Genomic DNA, 24,718 nt, shown 5'->3' on the forward strand with positions numbered 1-24,718 from the left:
GGCTAAGATGTACGAGTTCCGGGTTCCGGAAGAGCACCACATTGCGATTCCGCGCGACCCCAACATCCTGTTCTCCTTGGCGGTCGCCATCCTCGGAGACTTGGCCTCCACAATGGCCGACGAGTTTACCCCAGGAGATCCACTTTCGGAGCTGAGCGGGGGCGTGCCGGAGTTTTGGGACGAATGGGCCGACCTGGATCCTGATAAGCTCCTAGGGTTCGCGGCGACATTTTTTGACGCCTATCTCAACTCCCGGCTTGATGAGGAGATTACGCCAGAATTCTCTCTTTTAGCTGCGGCGGCCTACTATATCGGGCACAGCGTTGGCAGCGCGACCGTCGTGATCCGCGGCACGCCGTCTCCTGCCGCCGACCTGGAGGGCGGCACAAAGCGACTCGTTCACTCCATCTTGTCCAACCACTTCGAGGGGCCAGATGACTCCGATGGTGTCGCCGATGAGGTTCTGGCCGCCCTCCGCAGGTTTTTCCTACTAGAAGACGACGCGATCGCGGTCGCGGTTGCCTGCGCAAACCTTCGACGACAGGTCTACAAAGAAGGCTCGGTGAGGGAGCTTCTGTATGCCGATCTGGTGAGCGCCATCTGTGCGCTTAAGGTCAGGGCTGCTGCCCGAACCTATCTGAGCCGGTCGTCGGACCTAGCGCTTGATGCCTGGCGGCCCGCTCTGCGGAAACCAAGCTTCCCCAAGGAGCTTTGGCCCGCCCAACAGAAGATCTGTGATGCGGACGTCCTTCGCGGAAGGTCGGTCGTCATTCAAATGCCGACAAGTGCAGGCAAGACGCGCGCGACAGAGATCATCATCCGGTCGGCTTTCTTGTCGGGCCGGGCCGAGCTCGCTGTCATCGTCGCGCCCTACCGGTCTCTTTGCCATGACATACGCTCTGACCTCACGTCGGCCTTCTCTGGAGAGGCGATCACGGTCACTGAAGCCAGCGAGGCCTACCAAGTAGACCTCTTCTTTGATGACGAAGAGACGCGGAAAACCGTCTTGATCGTTACGCCGGAGAAACTCCTTTATCTCATTCGCAGAAATCCCGATCTGGCGGAGCGGATAGGCCTCATCATCTACGATGAAGGCCATCAGTTCGAAGGCATGACGCGCGGCCCAACCTACGAACTTCTTCTATCCACGCTACGCATGTCGCTCTCGCCAGAAGCGCAAACCATTCTCATCTCCGCTGTGATCGGAAACGCCGACCAGATTGCGGAATGGCTGATCGGCGAGGCGAACGTCGTCCGAGGAGATGGCCTTTTACCCACGACCAGAAGCATCGCCTTTGCGAGTTGGGAAAATGAGCTCGGCCAACTGGCTTACGTCAGCCCGAGCGACCCGGAGGAGCGCGAGTTTTTCGTTCCGCGCCTCATCGCAAGGACGGTGATCCCGCTCGAAGGGAAGCAGCGCACACCACGGTTCTTTCCAGAAAATACCGGGCCCGACGTCGCGCTCTATCTCGGTCTTCACATCGTAGCCAACGGCAGCGTTGCGGTCTTCTGCGGGCGAAAGGATACGGCCGCCGGCGTTGCGCGCCGCGCCGCGGAGCTTTTCTTTGAGAAGAAGATCGATCTGCCGAACCCGCTTGCGGTTTCGGACGAAGGCGAGATCGAGCGAATCCACGCTCTCAGTGTCGCGCACTTGGGCCCGGACGCGAGCGCATCGAGAGCTGCTGAGCTCGCTATCCTGACTCATCACGGCGACACACCCCAGGGACTTCGGCTTTCCATCGAACACGCGATGAAGACAGGTTTCGCCCGCTTCGTCGTTTGCACATCCACGCTGGCTCAGGGCGTCAACTTCCCGATCAAGTACCTCCTGGTCACAGCGACCCAGCAAGGCAGGGAGCGCATTCTCGTCCGTGACTTCCACAATCTGATCGGTCGGGCAGGCCGCGCGGGTATGCACACTGAGGGAAGCGTCATCTTCACGACGTCTTCGGTCTACGATCACCGGGAGCACAGACGGGGCATATACGGCTGGCAGGAGACCAAACGTCTCCTGAACCCCGCGAACGCGGAACCCTGTGTCAGCGGCATTTTGGCGCTCTTGGGAGATTACGTTCAGCGGGTGCCTCCGATTGTGATGGCGCTGCGCGACGAATGGTTGGACTTAACTTTCGCCGATGGCGAAACAGTCGCCAACATCACGGCGGCCGCACAGGCGATCGACGCTCGGATTGATACTAAGGATTTCACCCTGTTCGTGAACGATCGCGCCCGGGCAATCCAAAACATTGCAGCCTTTCTGGCAGCACACATGACTTTCGATGACGACGATGCTGTCAATCGCGTCGAAGAACTAGCGGAAAGCACCCTTGCTTACTTCCTCGCCGAGGCGGACCAAAAGCCAAGGCTGATCGAGATTTTCCGGAGTATTGCCGTCGCTCTTCGACAGAACGCGGACAAGGATTTGAGAAACCTCATTCGGGTCTCGCCTTTGGCACCCTCGGCCATTTCCTCTTTGCAGCGCTGGCTCGTCGAGAACAATGAGATGCTGGAGCAAGCCGCTGAAGACGGAAGTCTGCTCCAGGCAGTCGCTGAACGTGTGTTGGACTCGGTAACGTCTAAATCACTTCTTGGCATGTCCGACCGCCGAGCCGCACTTCCGGCCTTCATCTCCTGGTGCGATGGCGCTGCATTCGGCGAGATCCACACCCCATTGGCCGAAGCCGACGTACGGTTCAGCACGCGTCACCCCACCGTCGAGCACGTCGTCGCGCTATGCGAGAATGGGTTCGGTTATGATGCAGCCATGGTGGTAGCCTCAATGGCCGATCTCACCGAGGATGACGAAGGTTTCCTCCACTCTGGCCTTAGCGAACTCCAGAAGGTGGTGAAGTACGGATTGCGCGAACAGCCTGAGATCGCGTTCTACGAGGCGGGCTTCGCTGATCGGATTGTCGCGTCCGCACTGGGCAATCGGTTCAAGGGAGTTACGACAAAGCAGGACGTGCGCCAGGCTGTACGCGGTGAACCTCAGGCAGCCAGGGCGATCATCGACCGGTTTCCCTCGTACTTCGGGACGGTTCTCGATGAACTGAGCCACGACTAGGCCTGTTCAGGTCGCATCACTAGTCGAGACCGATCCTGGTGATAACTGATCTGAAAAGGGAAGTCGGCGTTGAACCGATTAATCTAACGACTAACGACTAACGACTAGCGGCATCGTCGAGTGGTGGTTCGCCAGCAGCCTGTGTGACCGCTTCTGGACCTCGGCCTAATGTCCGCTTCTCTAATCGGGTATGGGGGTCAAGCTGGTATTGATCGTCGGCCTGATCGATCACACGGGTCACGCTTCTCTTCGCAGTCTGGATGGCTCCTTGCGAGCGGAGCCGCTGCACGCATGCATGGGATCAGGGTCTGGAGAGCCTCGCTATTGGTCGCGCTCGGAGCGCAGCAGACATTTTCGGCTTCATCCATCCCGTCGTCCGCGTGGGACGATCCGGCCAGGATCGGATCGTGGTGGGGTAGGTCAGGTCATGCCGCAGCCTCCGATCCGTGCCGGAACTCAGTGCCGTCGGCCCACATGCGGTGCAGGACGACAGCAAGCTTGCGGGCGACGGCGACGATGGCGCGTCGGCGGCCCTTGGTCTTCATCAGCCGCATGCCCCAGGCCTTCAGGCTCGACCACGTGATCGAGCGCATGAGCATGGCGTTGGCGGCGGCGTAGAGGGTGGCGCGCACGTCGGAGTCGCCGGCGTGGGAGATGCGGCCGGGATTGTCCTTCTCGCCGGACTGGAAGCGTCTGGGCGTCAGTCCGAAGTGGGCGCCGACGGTGCGCGAGCTCTTGAAGCGGGCCGGGTCATCGACGGCGGCCTTGAAGCTCAGGGCGGTGATCTCGCCGACGCCGGGGATGCCCATGAACCGGGTGCAGACCTCGTCCTCGTGAGCCGCCTTCCTCACGCGCCGGTCGAGCTCCATGAAGGTCTCGAACAGCACACTCGTTCTCCAGGTCGATGCACTTGCGCTGCATCACCTTGCGGCTGGTCAGCAGCGCCCGCAGGTGGTGGCTCTCGACACTCTTCACATGAACGCGGCTGTACCATCCGGAGCGGAGAATCTGGGCGATGCCGCGGGCGTCGTGCTTGTCCGTCTTGTTACGCATGGCCGACAGCGCCGCCGCGACCTGTCGCGCCTCCATGCACACCACGTCGAAGCCGGCTTCACGAAGACCATAGGTCAGGTGCTGGGTCAGCGTGCCCGCCTCGAGACCGACCTGATGGATCGGCTCTCCGAACTCGCTCAGACAGCGGACCAGGTCCGGCACGTCTGACGGCACGGACCGCTCGAGGCGGACCTTACCGTCATTATCGATGATGCAGACCGCCACTGAGCGCAGCGACACATCCAATGCAGCGTAGAACATCGTAGTCTCCCTTCCTCTCGGACTGAGCCGAGCACTCTATGGGAGCTTGCCCCTTCGCAGGACCGCCCGATTACGCATGCTCCTGGCGCTGTCCGGCACAGAGCCTATGAGGCTGCACCTCGAAGTAGGTGTGCCTCAACCAATGAGAGCGTCACTGTTCGACTGCGTGGGATCGAACGACAGCTCTTCAGCCAAGGCTTCAGCTTCAGCGCGATCCGCGTCAGTCATGGATTCCGTCGAGCGTTCTGTGAGACTGGACAGGGCACCCACCGATTTCTGAAAGTCGCCATCCTGAAACTGAAGTTCTTGACGTCCGAGCGCACTCTCAAGCTCATGCACAAGCGACATCGTCAGATCGCGCGTGCGGGGTGTTGGAGTACTGCGTCTCGCGTCCTGAAAAACGTCTTTGCCGGCCTGTCGAGCTGCTGCTCCCTGCTTCACGAACCGTATTGCGTAGTACACGGCGTCGGTGACCTCCTGTCGCGAATAGCCATCTGTGATGGGGCGAAGGTCGATCATTGTGGCGTCCCGATGCTGATGACGTCGAAAGTTGAGTGCGGCAGGTCCTCGACGATGAACTCTTGGGACAACGGATTCGCCATCGCGGAGATATCGACCTCTGTACAGTATGGCTGAGCTCGGTCTGCGCTGATCACGCACAGCAGGGGCTTGAAGTTCGCAGCAGGAGCCACTGCGGCAGTATTCTGGATGCGGTCGGCGGTCCTCTGATCGATCATGCCTCTCTCAAGCTTCTTCAGCGCCCCCCGCTGAATGCCGATTCTGTTTGCAGTAATCTTGTCACTGTGGAGGTCGGCGGCCGCTACTTCTTGCGCAAGCGTCTGATAAATCTGGAACGGTGAGGAGGTGGGCGGCACCGTGTAGATTGCCGACCGCAGATTGATATCAAAGCACGGAGTGCACCACATATAGTGCAAACCTCCATAATAGCGCTCGTTGATGTTGAACGCGAGCTGAGTCACCGTCGCGTAGAGCACTGGGCGCTGCAGGATGCCTGCGGGATTGGAAACAATCTGATCCAGAGGATGCATCCTTCATTTTCTTAGCAGGGATAGGCGCAAGGGACACGAAACGCCAGCTGAGCGCGCGCGCTTATTTGGCCTAGATGTCGGCTTTCAGGCAGTCTGCTGAGGACCGCTGTTGGCGCTTTCTAGACTTTCGCATCTAAGCTTCTCAAGCGACCTTTGGAGCCTCGCTAATGCGCTGCAGTATGAGATGCAGGTCGACGAACCAGGACCCCGCCGGCGATGCGTCGTCGCGCTGGTGCAGAGTCTAACTCGGCGACATCACGCTCCGGCGAGTTCCAGATAATAGTCTGCGTCAGACGTTTGCGCGCCGGCCAGCGGATTATCCGGCAGAGCAGCCGGGAGGGAGGCGGCGGTATTGGCCCGAGGCTGGGCGGACACCATCGCAGCGAGCAGGGCGCTCCATCTTGTCAGCGCGTCGCGCTTCTCGGCCATGTAGTCGTACAGGGCATAGGTCGACAGGGTGATCATGGCCGCCCCGCCCGTCTCGCTGGTGTGGTTCAGGACGCGACCGATGATGAAGGGCTGCACCCGCAGGCGCTCACTGGCCATATTGGTCGCAGCAGTCCGTCTCAGGTCGTGCGGCGTGAGCCTCTCCAGGCCGAGGGCGATCCGAATATTGCGCAGGTCGTGGCTGACGGCGTTGGCACCCATGGGCTCGTCGACATCCCACTGGGACGGGAAAACGTAGGGGGAGGGGGCAAGGCCTTCGCTGGCCTGTTGTGCGAGCGCCTGGTGGATGAGTTGAATCGCCAGAGCGGTCAGGGGCACCTTGTGGGTCCGACCGTTCTTGGTGCGCTCTCCCGGGATGGTCCAGATCCGCTGGTCGAAGTCGAGCTCCGACAGGGCCATGCCGGTCACTTCGGAGCGCCGCTGGGCCAGGACCAGAAGCAGCTTGATAGCGATCGCGACGCGCGGCGTCACATAGACCTTGCCGTCCCTGTAGGCGGTATCGGGCTTGCGCAGCGTCTCCGGCCGGTCGACGCCGCGCCAGATGGCGAGGATCTCGGAATCCTTCAGCACGCGCTCGCGCGGCTTCTCCTGGCCCATGGCCTTCACGCCGGTGACGGGGTTGAACTCGATGCGGTCCTCGGAGATCGCGAAGTTGAACATCTGCCGGAGCTGGGCGCGGACGTGGTTGGAGGTCGTGTTCAGACCTTTCTCCATGGGCGCGCGGATCAGGGCCTTGATCTGCGGCTTGCGGATTTCCTCCAGGCGCAGCGGGCCGATCTTCGGCGTGACATACCGCTCGAGCAGCCAGCGCTCGCGCTTCAGGGTGTCCGGTCGCTTCGTCTTGCTGCGAGGCCGCCATTCGCCGGAGGCGCAGGCGGCGAAATAGGCTTCTGTGAGGTCGTCGAACGTCTTGAGAGGCAGGGCTGCGGCCGTGGCCTTCTCGATCCGGCGCTGGCCACTGGGGTCTCCACCATCAAAGGCCTTGCTGCGCGCAGCGGCGGCGCGCTGGCGGGCTGAGGCCAGCCCCACCTCAGGGTAATATCCAAGGTGAAAGCGGCGCTGCACTCCATCATCCGTTCGGTAGCGGACGAACCAGGACTTGCGCCCGGTGGCGTTCACTCTCAGGATCAGCCCGGCGGCATGCGGATGGTCGTCACTAAGCTCCATGCGCTCTCCCGCGAGAGCGATGGCGGCGGCGACGGATTTATCTGTCAATCTCACCTTCGGCACGCACCGATAATCCCTCAGAATGACCCTGAAATCCAGACCGATTCACACCAAACGGGGGCACACAGGGGACACAAATCGTCGAAATTTCCTGAAACGACCTGAAACCCAGTGAAAACTTTTATTCTTTTATACCAATATGTTGTAGCCGTTTCTGAACACCCCTGAAACCTGCTGAATCCCCCTTTAGGGCGGCTTTTAATCAGAGGGTCCTCGGTTCGAGCCCGAGAGGACGTACCATCTTATCCGTGTCTGCGGCTGGGCCTTGCTGAACCTGCGTCACGGCCGCCGCCGCCGCGTCTGAAGGATCGGGCACGTCCCGACGATCGGGCGGTTCTCAGGAGATGTCCGCGACACTAGGGGTGTTGTCGAAACGGATCCTGTTTTCAGCTGTCCCAGACGCATCGATCCTATGGACCAGGCTCAGCGCTAGCTCGGCAGCCTTATCGTCGCTAAGGTCATGAATATGGGGGCCATTGATACCCCTCCCACCTGCCGTATCGATCCTGACGGTGGCGAGACCGAGCCACCTTTGAAGCAGTCCCCGCCTTACCGTGACGGATTGAATATTGCCGTATGGCACCGTCCAGTCTCGCTGCTTCAGCACACCCCGCCTGACGTTCAGGCAGGTCTCAGCCAAGGCATAGCCATGAAAGCGGGGCCGCAGCAGCGACACCGCCAGCGGGACCGGCAGAACCAGCAGCAGGCTGGCGGCCAGAGGAAAGTAAAGGCTGGCCACCAGAACGATAACGGCGGGCAGTACTACCGACCCGAGGCAGGCCCCGGCGGCATGCCAGCGCGATACCGATCGAAGCAGGCATTGATCGAAGGGGGGCAGTCCGGCGTGGACGACCAGCGGTTCGATCTCGGTCGGTCGTGCGAAGGGAGCCAGCTCCTGGCGGCCTGACACATGGTCGCTGCTGCCCAGGGTCTGCACCTTGAACGCGCCCCACCCCAGACGTCCGCTGACAGCGCCGCGCTCGATCAGGCCAAGCTGAATCTGGCGTTGCGCGACCACGACTTCGGTCCTGGTCAGCAATCCGCAGCTATAGCGAAAACGACCTTCGGCAAAGGCCAGCTTGAAGTCATGGTATCGCAGAACGGTTCGGACGAGCCCGACGACGATCCCGAGCAGTACGGCCAGTCCAACGAAGCCGATCGCCAGCATCACATTCAGCCGCGCCTGCAGCTCCCGTTCGGCCACATCCAGCAGGTCCAGCCAGCGGCCCCAGTCAAAGACCTGGGTCTGGTCGAGATACTGGACCGCACCGAAAATGGCCGCGATCCAGACCAGCGAGAAGTTGAACAGGCCGAAATAGAGCAGGCGAGGAAGCGCCATTCGATACAGCGGGGTCTCTTCGTCTCCGCTACTGACGTCGGCTTCGGCTTTGACTGCGGTCTCGGCCACAGCCTGGCGCGTTTTGAGGCCCCTGAGCAGGGCGCGAAGGCGGTAGGCTTCGTCCAGGCTGACGCTGTCCAGTCTGCCTTCGTCTGCTTCTCCGCCACCCGTCTCGATGCGCACCTCGGCCAGACCCAGCGCCCGTGCGATCAGGCTGCGTTTGATAGACACATCCTGGATGCGCTCGGCCGGTATCGAGCGGTGTGTGCGATTGAGGATGCCGCGCGAAATCACCAACTGGTCTGGCAAGACCTGATAGGTGAAGCCGCGCCAGTGAAGCCAGCTGATCAAGCCCGTGACGGCCATTGCCAGCGCAAGCCCGACGAGCGCGAAAATGAGAGCCAGTCCCTCGCCTTGCACGGCGGTCAGGATAAACGGCACGGCGAAAATGGCCGACGGCAAACCGGGCAGGGCGCGAACGAGTATGGTCCGCGGATCAAGCCGTCGCGGCGGCAGGATACTTGGATCGATAGGCTGCCGGGGCTCCATTACCAGGGCGCGTCGCTGATCCGGCCGCGAATGGCATCACGGATTTCTTCGGCGCGCTGGCGGCTTATGCCAGGCAGTATGACCCGGCTGCCTTCGGTGCCGGCCGTGTGGAGTATGAGCGTTGCTACACCGGCGCTACGCTCGATCGGCCCCTGGCTGACGTCGATGTGCTGGACACGCGACACGGGCACGATGGTGTGCATCTGGGTGAGCCATCCCTGGGCCACGTGCAGTTCCCGGTCGGTGAAGGCATAACCCCAGCGCCGCCAGCGTCCCGGAACAAGAAAAATCGTGGACAAGGCTCCGAAGACAACTACCGGACCGGTGACAAGCCCGAACACCGTATCAACGCGCCATTGCAGTACGCCATCCGCAATCGCTGCGATCGCAACAAGCGTCAGCCAGCCGATCGCCGATCGCACACGCAACACATTCAGATAGCCGCGCTCCAGCGGTTGCAGGGGAATGATCTGGGCAGTCATCGATAACCGACCATCCAGGGCTGGCATGGCCGGGACCGTGTCTCGTCAGTGTAGCGGATGCTATCCGCCATAGCCCCGCCCGCCGCCCCCGAAACCGCCGCGTGAGACCACCGTCGTGCGGTTCTGCACGCGGCTCGGGGCCTGACGGGCCTCGGGTGTATGGTCCCGCGCATTGGTGATCGTCCGGCCGGTCCTGTAGTCGCGGCTGAGGTAACCCCCGCCGTAACCGTTGGAATACTGGCCGTCCCGGTCACGGTACAGCGGTCCGCCGCCGCGATAGCCGCCACCGTTCAGCAACTGGCCGATGATGAAGCCTGTGGCCAACGGACCGAAGAATGAGCCACCGCCGCTGTTCAGCGGGCGGCACTGCTCGGGTCCCCATGCCCCCTCGCACTCGGCCTGGGTCGCATAGCGGGGCGAGGTTTCGGCAGCCACGCGCTGTGCCTCGGCATAGGCGGTGTCGCACTCGGCATCGGGGATGTCGTTGGCCGCCTGGCACTCCGCGACCGAGGTGTAGGCCAGAGCTGGCACAGGCTCGGGCTGCGGTACTGACCGCTGGGGCGAGCCGCAGGCAGCCATGGAAAAGCTGACCGTCGCCATCAGGCTGGAGACATGCAGCGTCTTCGACCGCTTCAGGCGGCGCATGGTGGAGGCGGGGGCTGGAGTCTGGATGTCGTCGGTCATCATGGCCTCACGCCGTCATGCAGGCGGCGTTGAGCAGGCCCACGCCGATGGAGATGGATCCCAGATAGATGCCCGCCGCCATCTCGCCCGCCTCGATCCGCGCAGCCAGTCCGCGATAGACCAGTCGGCTGACCACGATGAAGGCCACGATCTGGATCACCCCAGCCAGCACAGCCCAGGCCGCAAACTCCATCAGGCTGACGGTCTGGGACAGGGCGGAGGCCAGCGGCAGAACGAAGCCGATCAGCGCCCCGCCCAGCGACACGGCGGCGGCGGTGTTACCCTGCCGGATCAGGCTGCTCTCATGGTACGGCGTGACCAGCTGGTAGATAAATTTGAACGCCACGAAGAAGGCCACCGCAGCGGCAAAGGCGATGATGAAGGCGGTGGCCCCCGTCTGAAATGCGAACCAGTCGAACATGTTACCCCCAGTCAGTGTTGCGCGGTCAGGCGCGGAACTCGGCCATTTCCAGTGGAATGCCGATCATGATTTCGTGTGTGACGTCGCCGACGATGTCGTCCTGGTCGTGCGGTTCCATTTCCAGTGCCATCATCAGCTCACGCCCGCCCGACAGGTCGCGCGCATACAGCATGCAGGTCTGGAAGATGCGGCTGTAGGGCACCGTCGCGGCCCGATCGTCGAACAGGGATTCCCACAGCTCTACCGGCGGCTGGATCGCGTCGCTTTCGGCGAACCAGAAGCGGGGATAGGCCGGCAGCTCCTCGGCCGCGCCGTCGAACACAGGGGCCGACAGGCGGTCGCGCCACATCCGGCGCTCGCGCGCGCCGGGCGGATAGGCCGAGGTCCACGGGATAAACAGGGTGAAGTCATAGGCCCCCTGACCATCGGGGCTGTCGCTCATGGCCTGAAGCATCACATGGTCGTCGGTGTAGAAGCGGTGCACATGCTGGCCGCCGTCCAGCACCACACGCCCCTGAGCCGTGATCTCCAGCGCGTCGCGGTCCAGGGTGAAATGGGTCTCGTCGCCCAGCCGCTCCCAGGCCAGCGGGTCAAGAGAGACGGTCCGGCCCACCGTGATGTTGCGCACCTCGGCCAGGGTGATCGCGGGCGGGGTCTTGTCGCCGGAACCGAACAGACGCTTGAACATGACCCCTCTTACCCCGCCAGGGCCGCCGCATCGACCCTGTTTGACGCGACATAGAACAGCCGGTCGCCGGGCTGAACGGGTCGATCGGGCGCGGGATTGAAGGTCGGGGTCGTCGCCTCGGCCGGCTGGATGGCCAGCAAGGTCGCGCTGCGATCCAGCAGGGCACGGGCCAGATCGCCGAATGGACGTGCGGCCCGGTCCGGCCATTGCAGGCTGAACAGGGTCGCCTCCTTGTCCAGATGGCTCGTCAGGGCGCTGATGACCTGGCTGGCGCCGGGGTCCTTGCAGGCGCGCGCTACCATTTCGGGTCCGGCCGACAGCACGACCTCGACCTGGGGGCAGTGCTGATCCACCAGCCGGGCATGGTCTTCGTTCTCGAAATAGCAGACCACATGGGCCTGGGCAGGTACCAGGGCGGTCGCCGCCAGTGTCGCCGCCAGGGTGTCGGAATCAGAGTTGGTGAACACCAGAACACGCGAGGCCTGGGCCACGCCCGCGCGCGTCAGGGCGGCGACCGAGGTCAGGCTTTCGGTCTGGACATAGCGGATGCGGCTGTCGAGGTCGGTCACGGCCTGCCGCGTCAGCAACACCAGCGTCTGATCGGGATTCAGGTCCGAACACAGCTCTTCGATCATCTTGGCGGTCCGCGCCGGGTGGTAGCCGATGAGGACGATGGTGTCGGTCATGCGAGAATAGTCTCCCTTGCCAGCGCGGCGCAGGCGCCAGATGTCGCCGATGGCACCCAGGACCTTGGCCACGACGGTTGTGAAGGCGGCGATGGCACCGGGAAACACCCAGATCGCCGTGATCAATCGGCCGAGGTCTGTTCCAGGGCTGAGGTCTCCATAGCCGACGGTGTAGGCCGTCGTGGCGTACCAGTAGAAGAAGGTCACAGGCGACGTCAGTTCCGTCTCGCCTGCGATATCGAACAGTAGCCAGGTCGATCCGGCATGAAGCCCGATCAGTGCCGCGAGCATGGTCCAGTGCAGATCGGCCATCGCGTGGAAGGCCTTGTCGAATATGCGCGCCAGTTTCAGTCGCGGCAGCAGCATTCGCCCTTGACCCCGGTCGGGCCCCATGCCCGGAATGCGTGAAGTCATCGCAGACGGCTGGCCAATGTCAACCGTTCCTGTTACGCGTTACATGAAACATGCGTAATCAATCCTCGAAACCCTTGCCCTCGGCGAATGATCGTATACGTGCTTGGCGCAAGGCCCGGCGTGAGGCGGGCATGGTCAAGCTGGAGTTCTGGGTGCCGGAATCCGCGCGAGAGGATGTGAAGGCGGCGGTCCACGCCATCGTCACCGAGTCGACACGCGGACCTGAGATCGTTCGTCGCCCGCGTCGCAACCCTTCCACCGTTCCCTTTGGAGTGAACCATCCCATGGATGCCGTGATCGAAACGTCCTGGACCGTACCGGCCATCAAGACTGCGCTGGAAAGTTCTGACCTGGTCCGCGAGGGCGAAATGACCCTGCGAGTGCTGGAGGGAGCCGAGCCCGTCCTGCTGGCCACGATGAATGAATACGGCGACCTGCCCATCTATCTGTCGGTGGGCGGAGCCCAGATCGTCTGTTCGGTACTTCTGTGGCCGGTGTCCGAACAGAAGGACGCCGACCGGTTCAACACCTTCCTGCTGAAGGCCCAGCGCGTCGTGCCCCTGTCCAACTTCGCCATCACTACGGTCGATGGCCAGGACGTCTATGAGCTGATGGGCGAACTGTCGTGCAAGACGACGCTTCAGACCATATTGATCGAACTGCGCACCTTGGCCGAGAACGCGATCGACGCCACCGAACTGCGCGAAACGTTCGGCGCTGACGCCGCCGCTGCCTGATCCGGAGACCGACCCATGTCCATGCTCGCCAAACTTTCGGCCCTGTTCCGCGGCACCGCCCATGAGGCGGGCCAGCAGGTCGTTGATGCCAACGCCCTGAAGATCCTTGACCAGGAAATCCGCGACGCCGACAATGCTCAGGGCAAGGCCCGTGACGACCTGGCCGGTCTGGTCGCGCGCCGCCGCATGGCCGAGAACGAGCTCAAGAGCTTCGGCGAACAGATCGCCAAATATGAGAACTCCGTCCGCGCCGCCCTGGCGCAGGGCAAGGAGGCTCTGGCGCGCGAGGTTGCGGTCCGTATTGCCGAGCTGGAGCAGCAGATCGGCGAGCGCGAGCCGATGATCGGCGGCATGAAGGAGGCCGAGACCCGACTGCGCACCGCCATCGCCCAGACGGATCAAAAGATCGAGACCCTGCGACGCGAGATCGACATCGTGAAGGTCAATGACTCGGTCCAGAAAGCCCAGACGTCTGTGGCCCTGCAATCGGCGGGGGCTCATTCCCGGATCGGCTCGGCCGCCGACAGCCTGGCACGCATCAAGCAGCGCCAGGCCGTCAACGAAGAGAAGCTGCGCGCCAGTCAGGAACTCGAGGACAAACGCACGGGTGCCGATCTGGACGCCAAGCTGAAGGAGGCAGGCATCCTGCCGGGCCATTCGTCCGCCGACGACGTCCTGGCCCGCCTGTCCGCCCCCAAGGAGGTGCAGGTGGTGACGCCGCTGATCCAGCAGAGCGAGACCGTGGACCGCGACAAGGCCTGACCCCTTGGAACGCCTTAAATTCGATCCGCGCCCAGACTGGCAGGCCCGCGCCGACAGCCTGGGCTTCACCTGGCACCATGTGTCGGGCGAACAGTATTGGGACGAAACCGCCGCCTACGCCTTCTCGATGCAGCAGATCGAGGAGGACCTGGAGACACCGACCGAGGTTCTGCACGCCATGTGCCTGGATCTGGTCGACGAGGTGGTCAAGTCCGAGCGGCTGATGGCCGATCTGGATATCCCCGAGGCCATGCGGGACTATGTCGCCGACAGCTGGAAACGGCAGGAACCGTCGCTGTATGGCCGGTTTGACTTCTTCTACGATGGCAAGGGGCCGGCCAAGCTCTACGAATACAATGCCGACACCCCGACCTCGATCTACGAGACGGCGGTGTTCCAGTGGCTGTGGCTGGAAGACCAGATCGCGTCCGGCGTGCTGCCGGCAGAAACCGACCAGTTCAACAGCCTGCATGAAAAGCTGGTCGCACGGTTCCGGACGATCTTCCCGGACGGCGGTTTCATGCATTTCTCGTCGGAGCCGGACTTCGTCGAGGATCGCCAGACCGTGCTTTTCCTGGAGGATCTGGCCAAACAGGCGGGGCTGGAGCCGCAGTTCGTGGCCCTGGGCGACATCGGGCTGAATGCCGACGGCCGGTTCGTCGATCACGAAAACTGGCTGATCGGTGCCCTGTTCAAGCTCTATCCGTGGGAGCAGATGCTGCGTGACGACTACGCGCGGCCTCTGCCGACAGCGGAGGTGACGGTGCTGGAACCGGCCTGGAAGAGCCTGATCTCCAACAAGGGCATCCTGCCCCTGCTGTGGGAACGCCACCCCGGCCATCCCAATCTGCTGGAAGCCTATTTCGAGAGCGACCCGGCCCACGAACGGCTGGGCAACTCCTACGTCCGCAAGCCTCTGTTCTCGCGCGAGGGTGCCAATGTCGAGCTGGTCGAGAGGGGCGTGGCTGATCCCGTCCTGGACGGCGGCTATGGCGACGGTATTCACATCCGCCAGGCCCTGCGCCCGCCCGCCCGGTTCGACGACAACCATGTCATCATCGGCTCCTGGGTCGTCGGTGACGAGGCCGCCGGCATCGGCCTGCGCGAGGACGATACGCGGGTGACGCGCAACACCTCACGCTTCCTTCCACATTATATCAGGGCCTGAGAACGCAGGTTTCAACGTCTCGCAGAGCTTTAGCCCTTATCAGTTGCTGACGTGGCGAGCGTGGAAGTCGCGTCGGAAGGCTTTAAACCGACCGTGCAGGATGGCCTCGCGCATCGCCGCCGTCAGGGCCTGATAGAAGGCGATATTGTGCCAGCTGAGCAGGACCTTGCCGAGGATTTCGTCCGCGCGGATCAGGTGGTGCAGATAGGCCTTTGAATACTGGCTGGACGCCGGGCAGGCGATGTCGGGGTCCAGCGGATCCTGATCCTCGGCAAAGCGCGCATTCTTGAGGTTCAGCGGGCCATCCCAGGTCCAGGCCTGGCCGTGGCGACCGGCACGTGTGGGCAGGACACAGTCAAACATGTCGACGCCACGATATACGGCCTCGACCAGATCAATGGGCTTGCCCACGCCCATCAGATAGCGGGGACGATCGGCAGGCAGCATCTCGGGCGCATAGTCCAGCACCTCGCACATCGCCTGATGGCCCTCGCCGACGGCCAGGCCGCCGATGGCATAGCCGTCGAAGCCGATCTCCTGAAGTTGTTCGGACGACTGACGACGCAGGTCCTCGAAAGTGGAGCCCTGCTGGATGCCGAACAGGCCCTGCGTCTCGCGCGTGCCAAAGCGGGCCTTGGACCGCGCGCCCCAGCGGATCGATAGTTCCATGGCCTTGCAGGCCGCGTCCTTCTCGGCGGGATAGGCGACGCACTGGTCCAGCTGCATCGAGATGTCGGCCCCGATGCGGTCGGCCTGAATCTCGATAGAGCGTTCCGGGGTCAGGACGTGTTTGGAGCCGTCGATATGGCTGGAAAAGGTGACCGCCTCCTCCTTCACCTTGGAAATCCCTGCCAGGGACATGACCTGAAAACCGCCGCTGTCGGTCAGGATCGGCTTGTTCCAGCCCATGAATTTGTGAAGGCCGCCGAGGCGCTCCATCCGCTCCGGCCCGGGGCGCAGCATCAGATGATAGGTGTTGCCCAGCAGAATGTCGGCCCCGGTCTGTTTGACCTGATCCACCGTCATGGCCTTGACCGTGGCGGCGGTGCCGACGGGCATGAAGGCGGGGGTGCGAATGTCGCCCCGGGCGGTCTTGAGCACGCCTGTACGGGCGCGGCCCTCGGTGCCGGCGATCTCGAATGGGAAGGGCATCTAGCTGATCAGTCTTTCCAGCGCCTCGGCGCGCTGCAGGTCCTTGGGGCGGCCGAACAGACGGGCCATGGCGATCTGTTCCTGGACGGTGGGAATGAAGACGGTGATGTCGCCCACAGTGACAGGCAGGCGTGTGTGGAAGCGCACTGGCACCCAGTCGCCGCCATCTCGAATGTCCATGTCCGCCATGATCTCCAGCGGCACGGGCGTGGTCAGGATGCGGCCGAAGACGCGTGAGCGAAAGACGCCTTCGCCGGGATCGGGCACGGCTTCCCCGCCCAGCGTCTCCAGCAGAACGCGGGCATCGCGCGGACTGGCCAGAATATCGATATCGGGCACATGCAGTCCTTCCAGCCCGGCCAGCGCCATCGCCGTGCCACCGAACACCCACCACGGATCGCGCAGGGCAGGAGTGGCGGAGGCGATCGTCTCCAGCGACAGGGTCAGGGGCGTGGGCAGGTCCAGCATGGACCGGACGCGTTAGCGCGTTTGCCGTGTCTCGTCACGCCTGATGGCGAAACAGCAATGAGCCATCGCCGTAGGAGTAGAAGCGATAGCCGGTTGCGACGGCATGGGCATAGGCCGCTTTCATGGCGTCAATTCCGGCAAAGGCGCTGACCAGCATGAACAGGGTCGATTTCGGCAGGTGGAAGTTGGTCATCAGCAAGTCGACGGCACGAAAGCGGTAGCCGGGGGTGATGAAGATAGCCGTGTCGCCATGGAAGGCCTGAACCTGACCGTCTTCGGTCGTGGCGGACTCCAGCAGGCGCAGGGAGGTGGTGCCGACACAGACGATGCGGCCACCTCTGGCGTGGATACCATTTAGCGCGGCAGCGGTGCTCGCTGACACCTCGCCCCACTCGCTGTGCATCTTGTGGTCGGCCAGGTCGTCGGCCTTGACGGGCAGAAAGGTACCGGCGCCGACGTGCAGGGTAACGGCATGGGTCGAGACGCCTCTAGCGCGGATGGCGTCGAGCAGGGCAGGGGTGAAATGCAGGCCGGCCGTAGGGGCGGCAACCGAGCCGTCGTGTTCGGCGAAGACGGTCTGATAATCCGACCGGTCGCGGTCGTCCTCGGGCCGTTTGGCGGCGATATAGGGTGGCAGGGGCATGACCCCGACGTCGCGGATGGCATCGTCCAGCGCAGGTCCGGACAGGTCGAATTTGAGGGTGATCAGGCCGTCGTCGCCCTTGTCGGCCACTGTGGCTTCCAGCGAGTGAAAAGCAATTCGGTCTCCCGGCTTGATCCGCTTGCCGGGTTTCATGAAGGCGGACCAGACGTCGGGGCCATCGCGGTGATGGAGCGTGGCCTCGACCGCAACGGTCAGGGTCTCTCCGGCAGGCCCGGGGTTGGGGCGGGTGCGCACGCCAGACAGGCGGGCAGGGATGACGCGGGTGTCATTGAAGACCAGGGCGTCGCCGGGTCGCAGGAAGTCAGGCAGGTCGCGGATGATGCGGTCGTCCAGCATGCCGTCCTTCACCGCCAGCATACGGGCGGAATCGCGAGGATCGGCGGGCCGCAGGGCGATGCGGTCCTCGGGCAGGTCGAAGTCGAAATCGGCGGTCTTCATAAGCGGCGGTTTGGTCATGCTGCTGCGGCTGGGTCAAGCGGGGGAGCAGGCTGTCTTTAAGTCTTGCTTCAGGCGTTACAGGCAGGGTGGATGCCATGGGCATCACTCTTCCTAAACTGGCCGATGGTGCCCCGCTTACCGCCTGGGATAGCTTGCGGCGTGCTGTCTGGCTGTTTGATCCGGACAGCTGTTTCGGTGTCTATGCCAACCGTACGGCGCTGGCACTTTGGGGCGCGGCCGATCTGGACGAATTGCTGTCGCGAGATTTTTCAAAGCTGTCGCCTGCCGTGCGCGCCCGGACGGACCGGTTGAAGGCCATCACTGCTGCTAACGAAGCCGTCGAGGAACGCTGGACCTTCTACCCTAACGGAGAGCCGCTAACGGTACAGGCGCTGATCTCAACCGTGGCTCTCGATGACGGTCGTGATGTGCTGCTGTTTGAGGCGACCGAGGCCGATGTAGGGGTCGAGGAGCGCCGCGCCGTCGAGGCACTGCGTCACTCTGCCGGCCCGGTCGGCCTGTTTGATGCCATCGGCGCAGTGATGTTTGCCAATCCGGGTACATTCTCGACCTACGGCGAAGGCATGGGCCTGATCGAGCGTTTCCATGACCCGGATGCCGGAAAGAGGCTTCTGAATGCGGCGCTGGGCGAGCTGACGATGGCAGAGGTGCACCGGATGGTGACGCAGAAGGGATTGCGTTGGCACCATATCGATTGCCGCCCCATTCTTGATCCGGTGACGGGCGGGGTCAGCGTCTTGCTGAACGAACGGGATGTGACCGATCGGGTTGAGGCAGAGGCTGGGCGTACCGCCGCCGAACAAAAGGCGGCGATGGCCGAGGCACGTCAGAGGTTCCTCAGCGAAATGTCTCACGAATTACGCACGCCACTGAATGCCGTAATGGGATTTGCCGATATTCTGGGTCGGGCCAGACTGGCTCCCGAACAAGCGGCGCATGTGGACCGGATCGCAGCAGCGGGTATGACCCTGCACGCAGTTGTCGAGCAGATGATCGACATGTCTCAACGCAATGATTGGGTCGCTTCCCTTGATCTGAACAGCATGAGCGAACAGGCTTTGTTGCCAGCTCAGGACTCAACGGCGCGTCCTATGGCTGTGGACGAACCCTCTCTGGACGAGGACGAGGACGAGGCTCGGGCCATGGCTGTCCTTTATGTCGATGACCACGAAAGCAACCGGGTGCTGATCTCAACCTTGCTGAGGGCGCAGGGCGTGATCTGCGAAACTGCAGATGACGGAAGCCAAGGAGTCGAAGCAGCCCGGCGCGGGGGCTGGGACGTGATCCTGATGGATATCCAGATGCCGGTCATGGACGGCGTCGAGGCCACACGCCGCATCCGCGCCCTGGACACACAAGTAGCGTCGACACCGATCATCGCGTTGACCGCCAACACCCTTGCCGAACAGCTGGAACTCTATTTCGCCGTGGGTATGGACGATTGTGTCGCCAAGCCACTGAATGCTGCCGAGTTGTTCGACAAGCTGTACCTTCAGGCCAATCGGCCCTGGCGGGAAGAGTGGGCTCAGACATACGTCGCAGCCGCGTGAGTTGACCGGAGCATCTGGGCGGGTCAAACGCTCGCCCATGCTCCAGAACCTTGAACCCCTCGCCCGCGAAGCCAAGTCGTGGCCTTTCGAACAGGCTCGCAATCTGCTGTCGCACGTGTTGAAGAAGCGGTTGCCCGAGGCCGAACGCGCTGAGGCCCGGGCGTTGATCGACGCGGGCAAGGCCGACCAGGCCTTGGCCAAGTTCGAGGCTCTGCGCCGGCCGGTGTTGCTGGAGACCGGATACGGGCCGTCGGGCCTGCCGCACATGGGCACCTTCGGCGAGGTGGCGCGGACCACCATGGTGAGGAACGCCTTTCGGGCCCTGACCGGCGACCACTGGGTGACGCGGCTGGTGGCGTTTTCGGACGACATGGACGGGTTGAGGAAAGTGCCGGAAGGCGTGCCGAACCCGGAGATGCTGCGCGAGGATCTGCACCTGTCGCTGACGCGGGTGCGCGATCCGTTCGGCACGCACGACAGTTTCGGGGCCCACAATAATGCGCGGCTTCGGGCGTTCCTGGACGGGTTCGGCTTCGACTACGAATTCATGAGCTCCACCGAGACCTACAAGTCCGGCGCCTTCGACGCGACGCTGCTGACCCTGCTGGAGCGGTTCGACGCGGTCATGGCCATCATGCTGCCGACCCTGGGGGAAGAGCGGCGGGCGACCTATTCGCCCTTCCTGCCGGTCAGCCCGATCACGGGCCATGTGCTGCAGGTTCCGACCCTGGAGCGGAACGTCGAGAAGGGGACCATCGTCTTTGACGACCCAGCTGGCGGACGCACCGAGCTGCCGGTCACCGGCGGCCATGTGAAGCTGCAATGGAAGCCGGATTGGGCCATGCGCTGGGTCGCGCTGGATGTCGACTACGAGATGTCGGGCAAGGACCTGATCGAGAGCGTGCGCGAGAGCGGCAAGATCTGTCGCGCCCTGGGTGGCACGCCGCCGGAAGGGTTCAACTATGAACTGTTCCTGGATATCGAAGGAAAGAAGATCTCCAAGTCCAAGGGCAATGGCCTGACGATGGACGAATGGCTGCGGTACGGCACGCCGGAGAGCCTGAGCTGGTACATGTTCCAGTCGCCGAAGTCGGCCAAGAGCCTGCACTTCAACGTCATTCCGCGAGCCATCGACGACTATCTGGCCTTTATCGAGAGCTACAAGACCCAGGAACCGGCCAAGCGGATCGACAACGCAGTCTGGTCGATCCATGCGGGCGAGCCGCCGACCCATACGTCGCCGGTGTCGTTTGCGCTGTTGCTGAACCTGGTGGGCGTGGCCAACGCCTCGACCAAGGATCAGCTGTGGGCCTACTTTGCCAAATATTTGCCGGAGGCGACGCCCGAAAACGAGCCGCTGCTGGACCAACTGATGGACCGGGCGCTGAACTATTACGAGGACTTCGTGAAGCCCTCGAAGTCGTACCGCTTGCCGGGCGACAAGGAAAAGGCGGCCCTTCTGGATCTGGCGAAGCGGCTTAAGGCCTTGCCCGCGGACACCACGGACGGCGAGCTGATCCAGAACGAGGTCTATGCCGTGGGCAAGGCGCATGAGTTCGAGCCGCTGCGAGCCTGGTTCGGGGCGTTGTACGAGGTGCTGCTGGGCGCAAGCCAGGGGCCGCGCTTCGGGTCGTTTGCCGCGATTTATGGCCTGCCGCAGACGATCGAACTGATCGAGGCGGGAGCACGGGGCGAACTGACGCAAGCTTGACCCCCGAGGCAGAATTATTAACCGGGATTGGCTTGGATGGCGGCGTGGTCGGGGGAGGCGACGTTGCGATACGAAATCGACGAACAGGCCCGGATACTGCAATTGGACCTGGTCTCTGCGGGGGCAGCTGACAAGGTGCTCGAGGCGACAGTCAGTCTGATCGCCGGGCGACCAGAGTTGTGCAGCTGGGACTGGATCGTTGAATGCGAGCCGATGACCGACGATGCGACGGTCGATCATCTGGCGAAACTGGCCGAGGCCTGGGGCCCGCCGCCGGAAGTGGAGGCGGTTACTGTCTTCGTTACCCGGGATCGCTTGCTGTACCTGTGGGCCCGGGTGCTGGACTTCCAGTTCGTGCGCCGGCAACATCTGATCGCGCACGACCTCGACAGCGCTCACCTGCTGGTAAAACAACGGCGAAGCAGACGCCCTGCAAGATGAACCGAAAATAACGGCGAAGCTCCGGGAGCCTTCATGTGGCCCGGCGCATTCTGCATCCATCGACCAACCTCGATGAATGGAGAGAGCCATGTCGAAGATCATGAACACTACACTGGCCACCGCCGCCGCCCTGGCCGCGCTGGTCACCGCCGTCCCCTCGGTCTCGATGGCCCAGCAGGCGAACGGCATCACCAACTGCGACGCCCCCGGTGGCCGTCAACGTGCCGGTGCCCTGATCGGTGCCGTGGCCGGCGGTTTGATCGGCAGCCAGGTATCCGACAACGAACGCACCTTGGGTGCTGTAGTCGGTGCTGGTGCGGGTGCCGCCGCCGGTTCCTACATCGGCTGCAATCAACAACGTGCCCGCGTCTCGTCGCAGGGCGGCGAATACCGCACGACCTCCAACCTGCGCATTCGCTCGGGTCCCGGTACCGGGTATCGACAGGCTGGCATGTTGCAGGCCGGTCAGCCGTTCAGTGTGATCGGCTCGGAAGGCGAGTGGGTCCAGATCGCCGGCGGTGGCTGGGTAAACGCCCGCTACGTCGTGCCGAACTAACGCGATAGACTTGTGAAAACAGAAGGGCCGTCTCCGAAAGGAGGCGGCCTTTTTTAATGCCTACTGACTGACCCAGACGATACGGCCCATCCAGACGATGTCGCGGCGGGGCAGGATACGGGGCGGGTATGCCGGATTGATCGAAGCCAGCGTCACGCTGCGTGAAGACAGCCCTGCCACTTCCTTGGCGATTGTCTCACCGCCAGCTGTGCGAACAACAACGCGGTCGCCCTTGCGCACGTCCGTGGCAGCGCGATCGACCACTATACGGTCGCCCGTCCGGTATAATGGAGCCATGGAGTCGCCCGCGACTTTCAGGCTCAACATGGTGTCGGTCGGACGAGGCAGTTCGGTTTCATCCCAACCTTCGCCGGTTGGCAGGCCCGCATCGTCGAAGAATCCGTTAAGGCCCGCTTGGGCCATGCCCAGCATGGGCACGGTGGCCGGACGTTCCATCGCGTCACGGGCCAGCGTCGCGAAGTCGCCCAGGGACATACCCGTGGCCTGAAGAATCCGGGTTAGGCTCTCCGTCGAAGGCCAGCGAGGGCGTGGCGGCGTGCCTGGACCAAACCGTTTGGATGGGTTGAAGCTGGTGGCATCCAGGCCCGCGCGTTTGGCCAGACCCGAAACACTCAGACCCTCACGCCGGGCCAGGCCGTCGATCGCAGACCAGAGCTGGTTATGGGACAGGGGCACGATGATCTGCGGAACGCCGGGTGATTCGCCGCTCTCAAAAATATAGGAATAATCACCTAGGGAACAGGCCTACTCCAGCCCCTGCGCACGCCGATCCTGCCAAGCCCAGAAGGTGCCTACGCTGATAGCGACGAGGATTCCGTAGCTGGCAAGATTGATCACTGCGTAGAAGGCAGCGAGTGGAGGGCGCACGTCGACGATAGTCAGGACATGACTAAGCACGATTATGGACTGAAGCGCACATACCCATACAGGCCATGCACGATTGGTCTTCCATGCTAAGCCAGCATAAACGCAGAGCATTACTGTATCGATGCCCATAAGCGCCCAGTTGGTGCCATAGAGTTGCCCTGAGTCCTGCATCAGCAGGGAGGCCAAAAACCCTAGAATGTAAGCACCTGCACCGATGCGTTCAGGCTCGTCGCCTTTCAGAAAGGCGAATGCTGTCACGCAGACCGCGAAGACGGCTCCGATCTGCGATGCAAGCGTTTCAAACATAAAGACACCCCCATGCCCGGAAGCATGGGGGTGATAATGCACTCAATCGTCGTATTCCGGAATGACCCGAAGCCGACATTACGCCGAATTAAACAGCGCGCAGCACGTTGCGGACCGGCGGACGGGATTCGGTCTCGGAAGGCTTGTCGAGCGTACCGATAGCGTAGGTACCCCAGCCCATGCGGCGGTGATCCTTGGTCATTTCTTCATGGCAGGCCACGACGGCTTCGCGGGCTGCGGCAAGGGCAGCGATGGTGGCCATAATCTTGGCCTGCGACTCGGCTGCGGCGACAGGCGAAATGCCCAGGGTCGTGCGACCGGCGATCATAGCCTGCACCATGCCCGTGGCGTGGGTCAGGGCCGCATCAACTGCGCGCTCGGTTTCGTTCAGTTCACCAGCGATGCTGGCGACAACAGCAGCCTTATCCATCTTAAACCCTCCAAACCAACTATGGTAAGCGAGACCTTAACATGAAGACCGTCCACGCAATAGTGTTTTGTTTACCACGCCTTTGAAGGTTTTGTTTACCTTGACGGTGGCGTGCAGACACAACCCGGCAAGCGTATGCGCAGGCTTCGCCGGTCAGTTGATGGGGTGGGCTGGGTGGTCGTTGGCCTAGGCCGCGTCGTGATCCATCAGGAAATGCGCGGTCAGGGTCGCGATAGGTTGGTCGGGCTCGGCCTGCCAGGCCATGGCATGAACATGAGCCACGCGCCGACCTGCCTTGACGATCCGGGCGCTGGCCCGAACCTCCAGAGGCTTGCCGGATCTCAGATAGGCGATGGAAACATTGATGGGGCGTGGCAGTCTGGCACCCGGATGGACCCGGGCGATCTCTGCGATGGCTGCGAACTCCAGAAGCGCCGCCGTCGAGCCGCCATGCAGGGCGGGCAGGATGGGGTCGCCGATCAATTTTCCATCGAAGGGCATGGTGACGATCAAGCGATCGCCGTCAATGACCGACGTGAGGCCAAGGAAGCGCGCATAGGGCAGGTTCGAAAGGATGTCGCTCATACGCCCGCGCTCTTCGAAGGACCCAGATTGGCCCCGATCCCTCGACCAGCGCGGGAATCGACGACATAGGCGCTCTGGGCCGCAGCGACGGGATCTGCGGGGTCGTCTTCGAAAGCCCAGGCCCGGACGAACGCGATGGAATGGGTTAGACGATAGCACCGGGCTTCGGCGATAACGTCGCGCCCGGTCAACGCAGGTCGCATGTAGTCAACGCGCAGGTCCAGGGTGGCGATTGGCACGAACTGACCCGACTTCACCCAGACGGCCAACCCGCCGACGTGGTCCAGCAGGGTCGTTACCAGGCCGCCTGCAATCACCCCTGTCTGCGGATCGCCGACCAGATCGTCGCGCCATGGCACGCGCAGGCGAACCGTGTCGCCTTCCAGGCCCTCAAACTGAAAGCCCAAGGCATGGGTGTGGGCCGAACCGCTGGCCAGTTGGGGCAAAATGTCGATCAACGCCATGCGCCCGATGTGG

Annotated in this window: 25 protein-coding genes and 1 pseudogene; 8 read left to right on the forward strand and 18 right to left on the reverse strand. The window is 62.8% G+C overall.

The genetic code is table 11. From position 1 onward, the window contains the following. The first annotated feature begins 7 nt into the window (after positions 1 to 7). Positions 8 to 3,064 carry a DEAD/DEAH box helicase gene (locus WC585_RS14100; RefSeq protein WP_373258553.1) on the forward strand — a complete coding sequence of 1,019 codons (3,057 nt, stop codon included), beginning with the start codon at positions 8 to 10 and terminating at the stop codon, positions 3,062 to 3,064. Between the two features lie 425 nt (positions 3,065 to 3,489). Here the strand turns inward: WC585_RS14100 and WC585_RS14105 are convergent. From WC585_RS14105 to WC585_RS14150, 10 genes and pseudogenes are all read right to left on the reverse strand, one after another. Further along, positions 3,490 to 4,378, reverse strand: a pseudogene (locus WC585_RS14105) (IS110 family transposase). 135 nt (positions 4,379 to 4,513) lie between these two features. After that, a complete protein-coding gene (locus WC585_RS14110) occupies positions 4,514 to 4,897 on the reverse strand; it encodes a hypothetical protein (protein ID WP_373258554.1) in 384 nt (127 codons plus the stop codon). Then, positions 4,894 to 5,427, reverse strand: a complete 534-nt coding sequence (locus WC585_RS14115) for a hypothetical protein (protein ID WP_373258555.1) — start codon at positions 5,425 to 5,427, stop codon at positions 4,894 to 4,896. The genes WC585_RS14110 and WC585_RS14115 overlap by 4 nt, the downstream gene beginning before the upstream one ends. Before the next feature lie 255 nt (positions 5,428 to 5,682). Beyond that, complete coding sequence (locus tag WC585_RS14120; protein WP_373258556.1) at positions 5,683 to 7,089, reverse strand: tyrosine-type recombinase/integrase; 1,407 nt, start codon at positions 7,087 to 7,089, stop codon at positions 5,683 to 5,685. A 349-nt stretch (positions 7,090 to 7,438) separates the two neighbouring features. Then, positions 7,439 to 8,989, reverse strand: a complete 1,551-nt coding sequence (locus tag WC585_RS14125) for a PH domain-containing protein (RefSeq protein ID WP_373258557.1) — start codon at positions 8,987 to 8,989, stop codon at positions 7,439 to 7,441. Beyond that, on the reverse strand, positions 8,989 to 9,471 hold the full coding sequence (locus WC585_RS14130) for a PH domain-containing protein (RefSeq protein WP_373258558.1): 483 nt from the start codon (positions 9,469 to 9,471) through the stop codon (positions 8,989 to 8,991). The genes WC585_RS14125 and WC585_RS14130 overlap by 1 nt, the downstream gene beginning before the upstream one ends. A 60-nt stretch (positions 9,472 to 9,531) precedes the next feature. Beyond that, positions 9,532 to 10,158, reverse strand: a complete 627-nt coding sequence (locus WC585_RS14135; RefSeq protein WP_373258559.1) for a DUF1190 domain-containing protein — start codon at positions 10,156 to 10,158, stop codon at positions 9,532 to 9,534. Between the two features lie 4 nt (positions 10,159 to 10,162). Continuing rightward, complete coding sequence (locus tag WC585_RS14140; RefSeq protein WP_373258560.1) at positions 10,163 to 10,576, reverse strand: DUF350 domain-containing protein; 414 nt, start codon at positions 10,574 to 10,576, stop codon at positions 10,163 to 10,165. A 25-nt stretch (positions 10,577 to 10,601) separates the two neighbouring features. After that, entirely contained in the window at positions 10,602 to 11,264 is a 663-nt protein-coding gene (locus WC585_RS14145) for a YjfK family protein (protein WP_373258561.1), read from the reverse strand. 8 nt (positions 11,265 to 11,272) lie between these two features. Next, a complete protein-coding gene (locus WC585_RS14150) occupies positions 11,273 to 12,364 on the reverse strand; it encodes a potassium channel family protein (protein ID WP_373258562.1) in 1,092 nt (363 codons plus the stop codon). 131 nt (positions 12,365 to 12,495) lie between these two features. On the opposite strand from WC585_RS14150, the gene WC585_RS14155 reads away from it, so the two are divergent. Genes WC585_RS14155 through WC585_RS14165 form a run of 3 tightly spaced genes read left to right on the forward strand, consistent with a single transcriptional unit; the run spans position 12,496 to position 15,031 of the window. Continuing rightward, positions 12,496 to 13,101: a YjfI family protein gene (locus WC585_RS14155; RefSeq protein WP_373258563.1), complete on the forward strand. Its 606-nt coding sequence runs from the start codon at positions 12,496 to 12,498 to the stop codon at positions 13,099 to 13,101. A 15-nt stretch (positions 13,102 to 13,116) separates the two neighbouring features. Then, positions 13,117 to 13,863 (forward strand): PspA/IM30 family protein, encoded by a 747-nt coding sequence (locus tag WC585_RS14160; RefSeq protein ID WP_373258564.1) that lies wholly within the window; start codon positions 13,117 to 13,119, stop codon positions 13,861 to 13,863. A 4-nt stretch (positions 13,864 to 13,867) separates the two neighbouring features. Continuing rightward, positions 13,868 to 15,031: a glutathionylspermidine synthase family protein gene (locus tag WC585_RS14165; protein WP_373258565.1), complete on the forward strand. Its 1,164-nt coding sequence runs from the start codon at positions 13,868 to 13,870 to the stop codon at positions 15,029 to 15,031. A 39-nt stretch (positions 15,032 to 15,070) separates the two neighbouring features. Here WC585_RS14165 and tgt read toward each other — a convergent pair whose 3' ends face one another. From tgt to queA, 3 genes are read right to left on the reverse strand one after another with little or no spacing between them, the layout of a single operon-like run. Further along, positions 15,071 to 16,183 (reverse strand): tRNA guanosine(34) transglycosylase Tgt, encoded by a 1,113-nt coding sequence (gene tgt / locus WC585_RS14170; RefSeq protein ID WP_373258566.1) that lies wholly within the window; start codon positions 16,181 to 16,183, stop codon positions 15,071 to 15,073. Further along, positions 16,184 to 16,651, reverse strand: coding sequence for a hypothetical protein (locus WC585_RS14175; RefSeq protein WP_373258567.1), 468 nt, complete (start codon positions 16,649 to 16,651; stop codon positions 16,184 to 16,186). It abuts the gene before it with no gap. Between the two features lie 34 nt (positions 16,652 to 16,685). Beyond that, complete coding sequence (gene queA, locus WC585_RS14180; protein ID WP_373258612.1) at positions 16,686 to 17,753, reverse strand: tRNA preQ1(34) S-adenosylmethionine ribosyltransferase-isomerase QueA; 1,068 nt, start codon at positions 17,751 to 17,753, stop codon at positions 16,686 to 16,688. A 95-nt stretch (positions 17,754 to 17,848) separates the two neighbouring features. On the opposite strand from queA, the gene WC585_RS14185 reads away from it, so the two are divergent. The 4 genes from WC585_RS14185 (at position 17,849) to WC585_RS14200 (ending at position 22,032) form a co-directional block, all read left to right on the forward strand. Beyond that, a complete protein-coding gene (locus tag WC585_RS14185; RefSeq protein WP_373258568.1) occupies positions 17,849 to 19,324 on the forward strand; it encodes a response regulator in 1,476 nt (491 codons plus the stop codon). Positions 19,325 to 19,361: 37 nt separating this feature from the next. Then, the gene (locus WC585_RS14190) at positions 19,362 to 21,035 is read left to right on the forward strand and encodes a lysine--tRNA ligase (RefSeq protein ID WP_373258569.1); all 1,674 of its coding nucleotides are present in this window, start codon (positions 19,362 to 19,364) and stop codon (positions 21,033 to 21,035) included. Positions 21,036 to 21,098: 63 nt separating this feature from the next. Continuing rightward, a complete protein-coding gene (locus tag WC585_RS14195; protein ID WP_373258570.1) occupies positions 21,099 to 21,476 on the forward strand; it encodes a hypothetical protein in 378 nt (125 codons plus the stop codon). Positions 21,477 to 21,564: 88 nt separating this feature from the next. Beyond that, the gene (locus WC585_RS14200) at positions 21,565 to 22,032 is read left to right on the forward strand and encodes an SH3 domain-containing protein (protein ID WP_373258571.1); all 468 of its coding nucleotides are present in this window, start codon (positions 21,565 to 21,567) and stop codon (positions 22,030 to 22,032) included. Between the two features lie 60 nt (positions 22,033 to 22,092). Here the strand turns inward: WC585_RS14200 and WC585_RS14205 are convergent, their stop codons facing one another. The 5 genes from WC585_RS14205 to WC585_RS14225 all read right to left on the reverse strand — a co-directional run bounded on the left by WC585_RS14205 (position 22,093) and on the right by WC585_RS14225 (position 24,705). Beyond that, positions 22,093 to 22,728, reverse strand: coding sequence for a helix-turn-helix transcriptional regulator (locus tag WC585_RS14205; protein WP_373258572.1), 636 nt, complete (start codon positions 22,726 to 22,728; stop codon positions 22,093 to 22,095). A 69-nt stretch (positions 22,729 to 22,797) separates the two neighbouring features. Continuing rightward, on the reverse strand, positions 22,798 to 23,226 hold the full coding sequence (locus WC585_RS14210; protein WP_373258573.1) for a hypothetical protein: 429 nt from the start codon (positions 23,224 to 23,226) through the stop codon (positions 22,798 to 22,800). Positions 23,227 to 23,314: 88 nt separating this feature from the next. Then, positions 23,315 to 23,656, reverse strand: a complete 342-nt coding sequence (locus tag WC585_RS14215; protein WP_373258574.1) for a hypothetical protein — start codon at positions 23,654 to 23,656, stop codon at positions 23,315 to 23,317. 186 nt (positions 23,657 to 23,842) lie between these two features. Further along, the gene (locus WC585_RS14220) at positions 23,843 to 24,241 is read right to left on the reverse strand and encodes a PaaI family thioesterase (protein ID WP_373258575.1); all 399 of its coding nucleotides are present in this window, start codon (positions 24,239 to 24,241) and stop codon (positions 23,843 to 23,845) included. After that, positions 24,238 to 24,705, reverse strand: a complete 468-nt coding sequence (locus WC585_RS14225; RefSeq protein ID WP_373258576.1) for a PaaI family thioesterase — start codon at positions 24,703 to 24,705, stop codon at positions 24,238 to 24,240. The genes WC585_RS14220 and WC585_RS14225 overlap by 4 nt, the downstream gene beginning before the upstream one ends. Positions 24,706 to 24,718 lie beyond the last annotated feature (13 nt).

This window comes from Brevundimonas sp. (assembly GCF_041648055.1).
In the GTDB taxonomy this organism is placed as follows: Bacteria; Pseudomonadota; Alphaproteobacteria; order Caulobacterales; family Caulobacteraceae; genus Brevundimonas.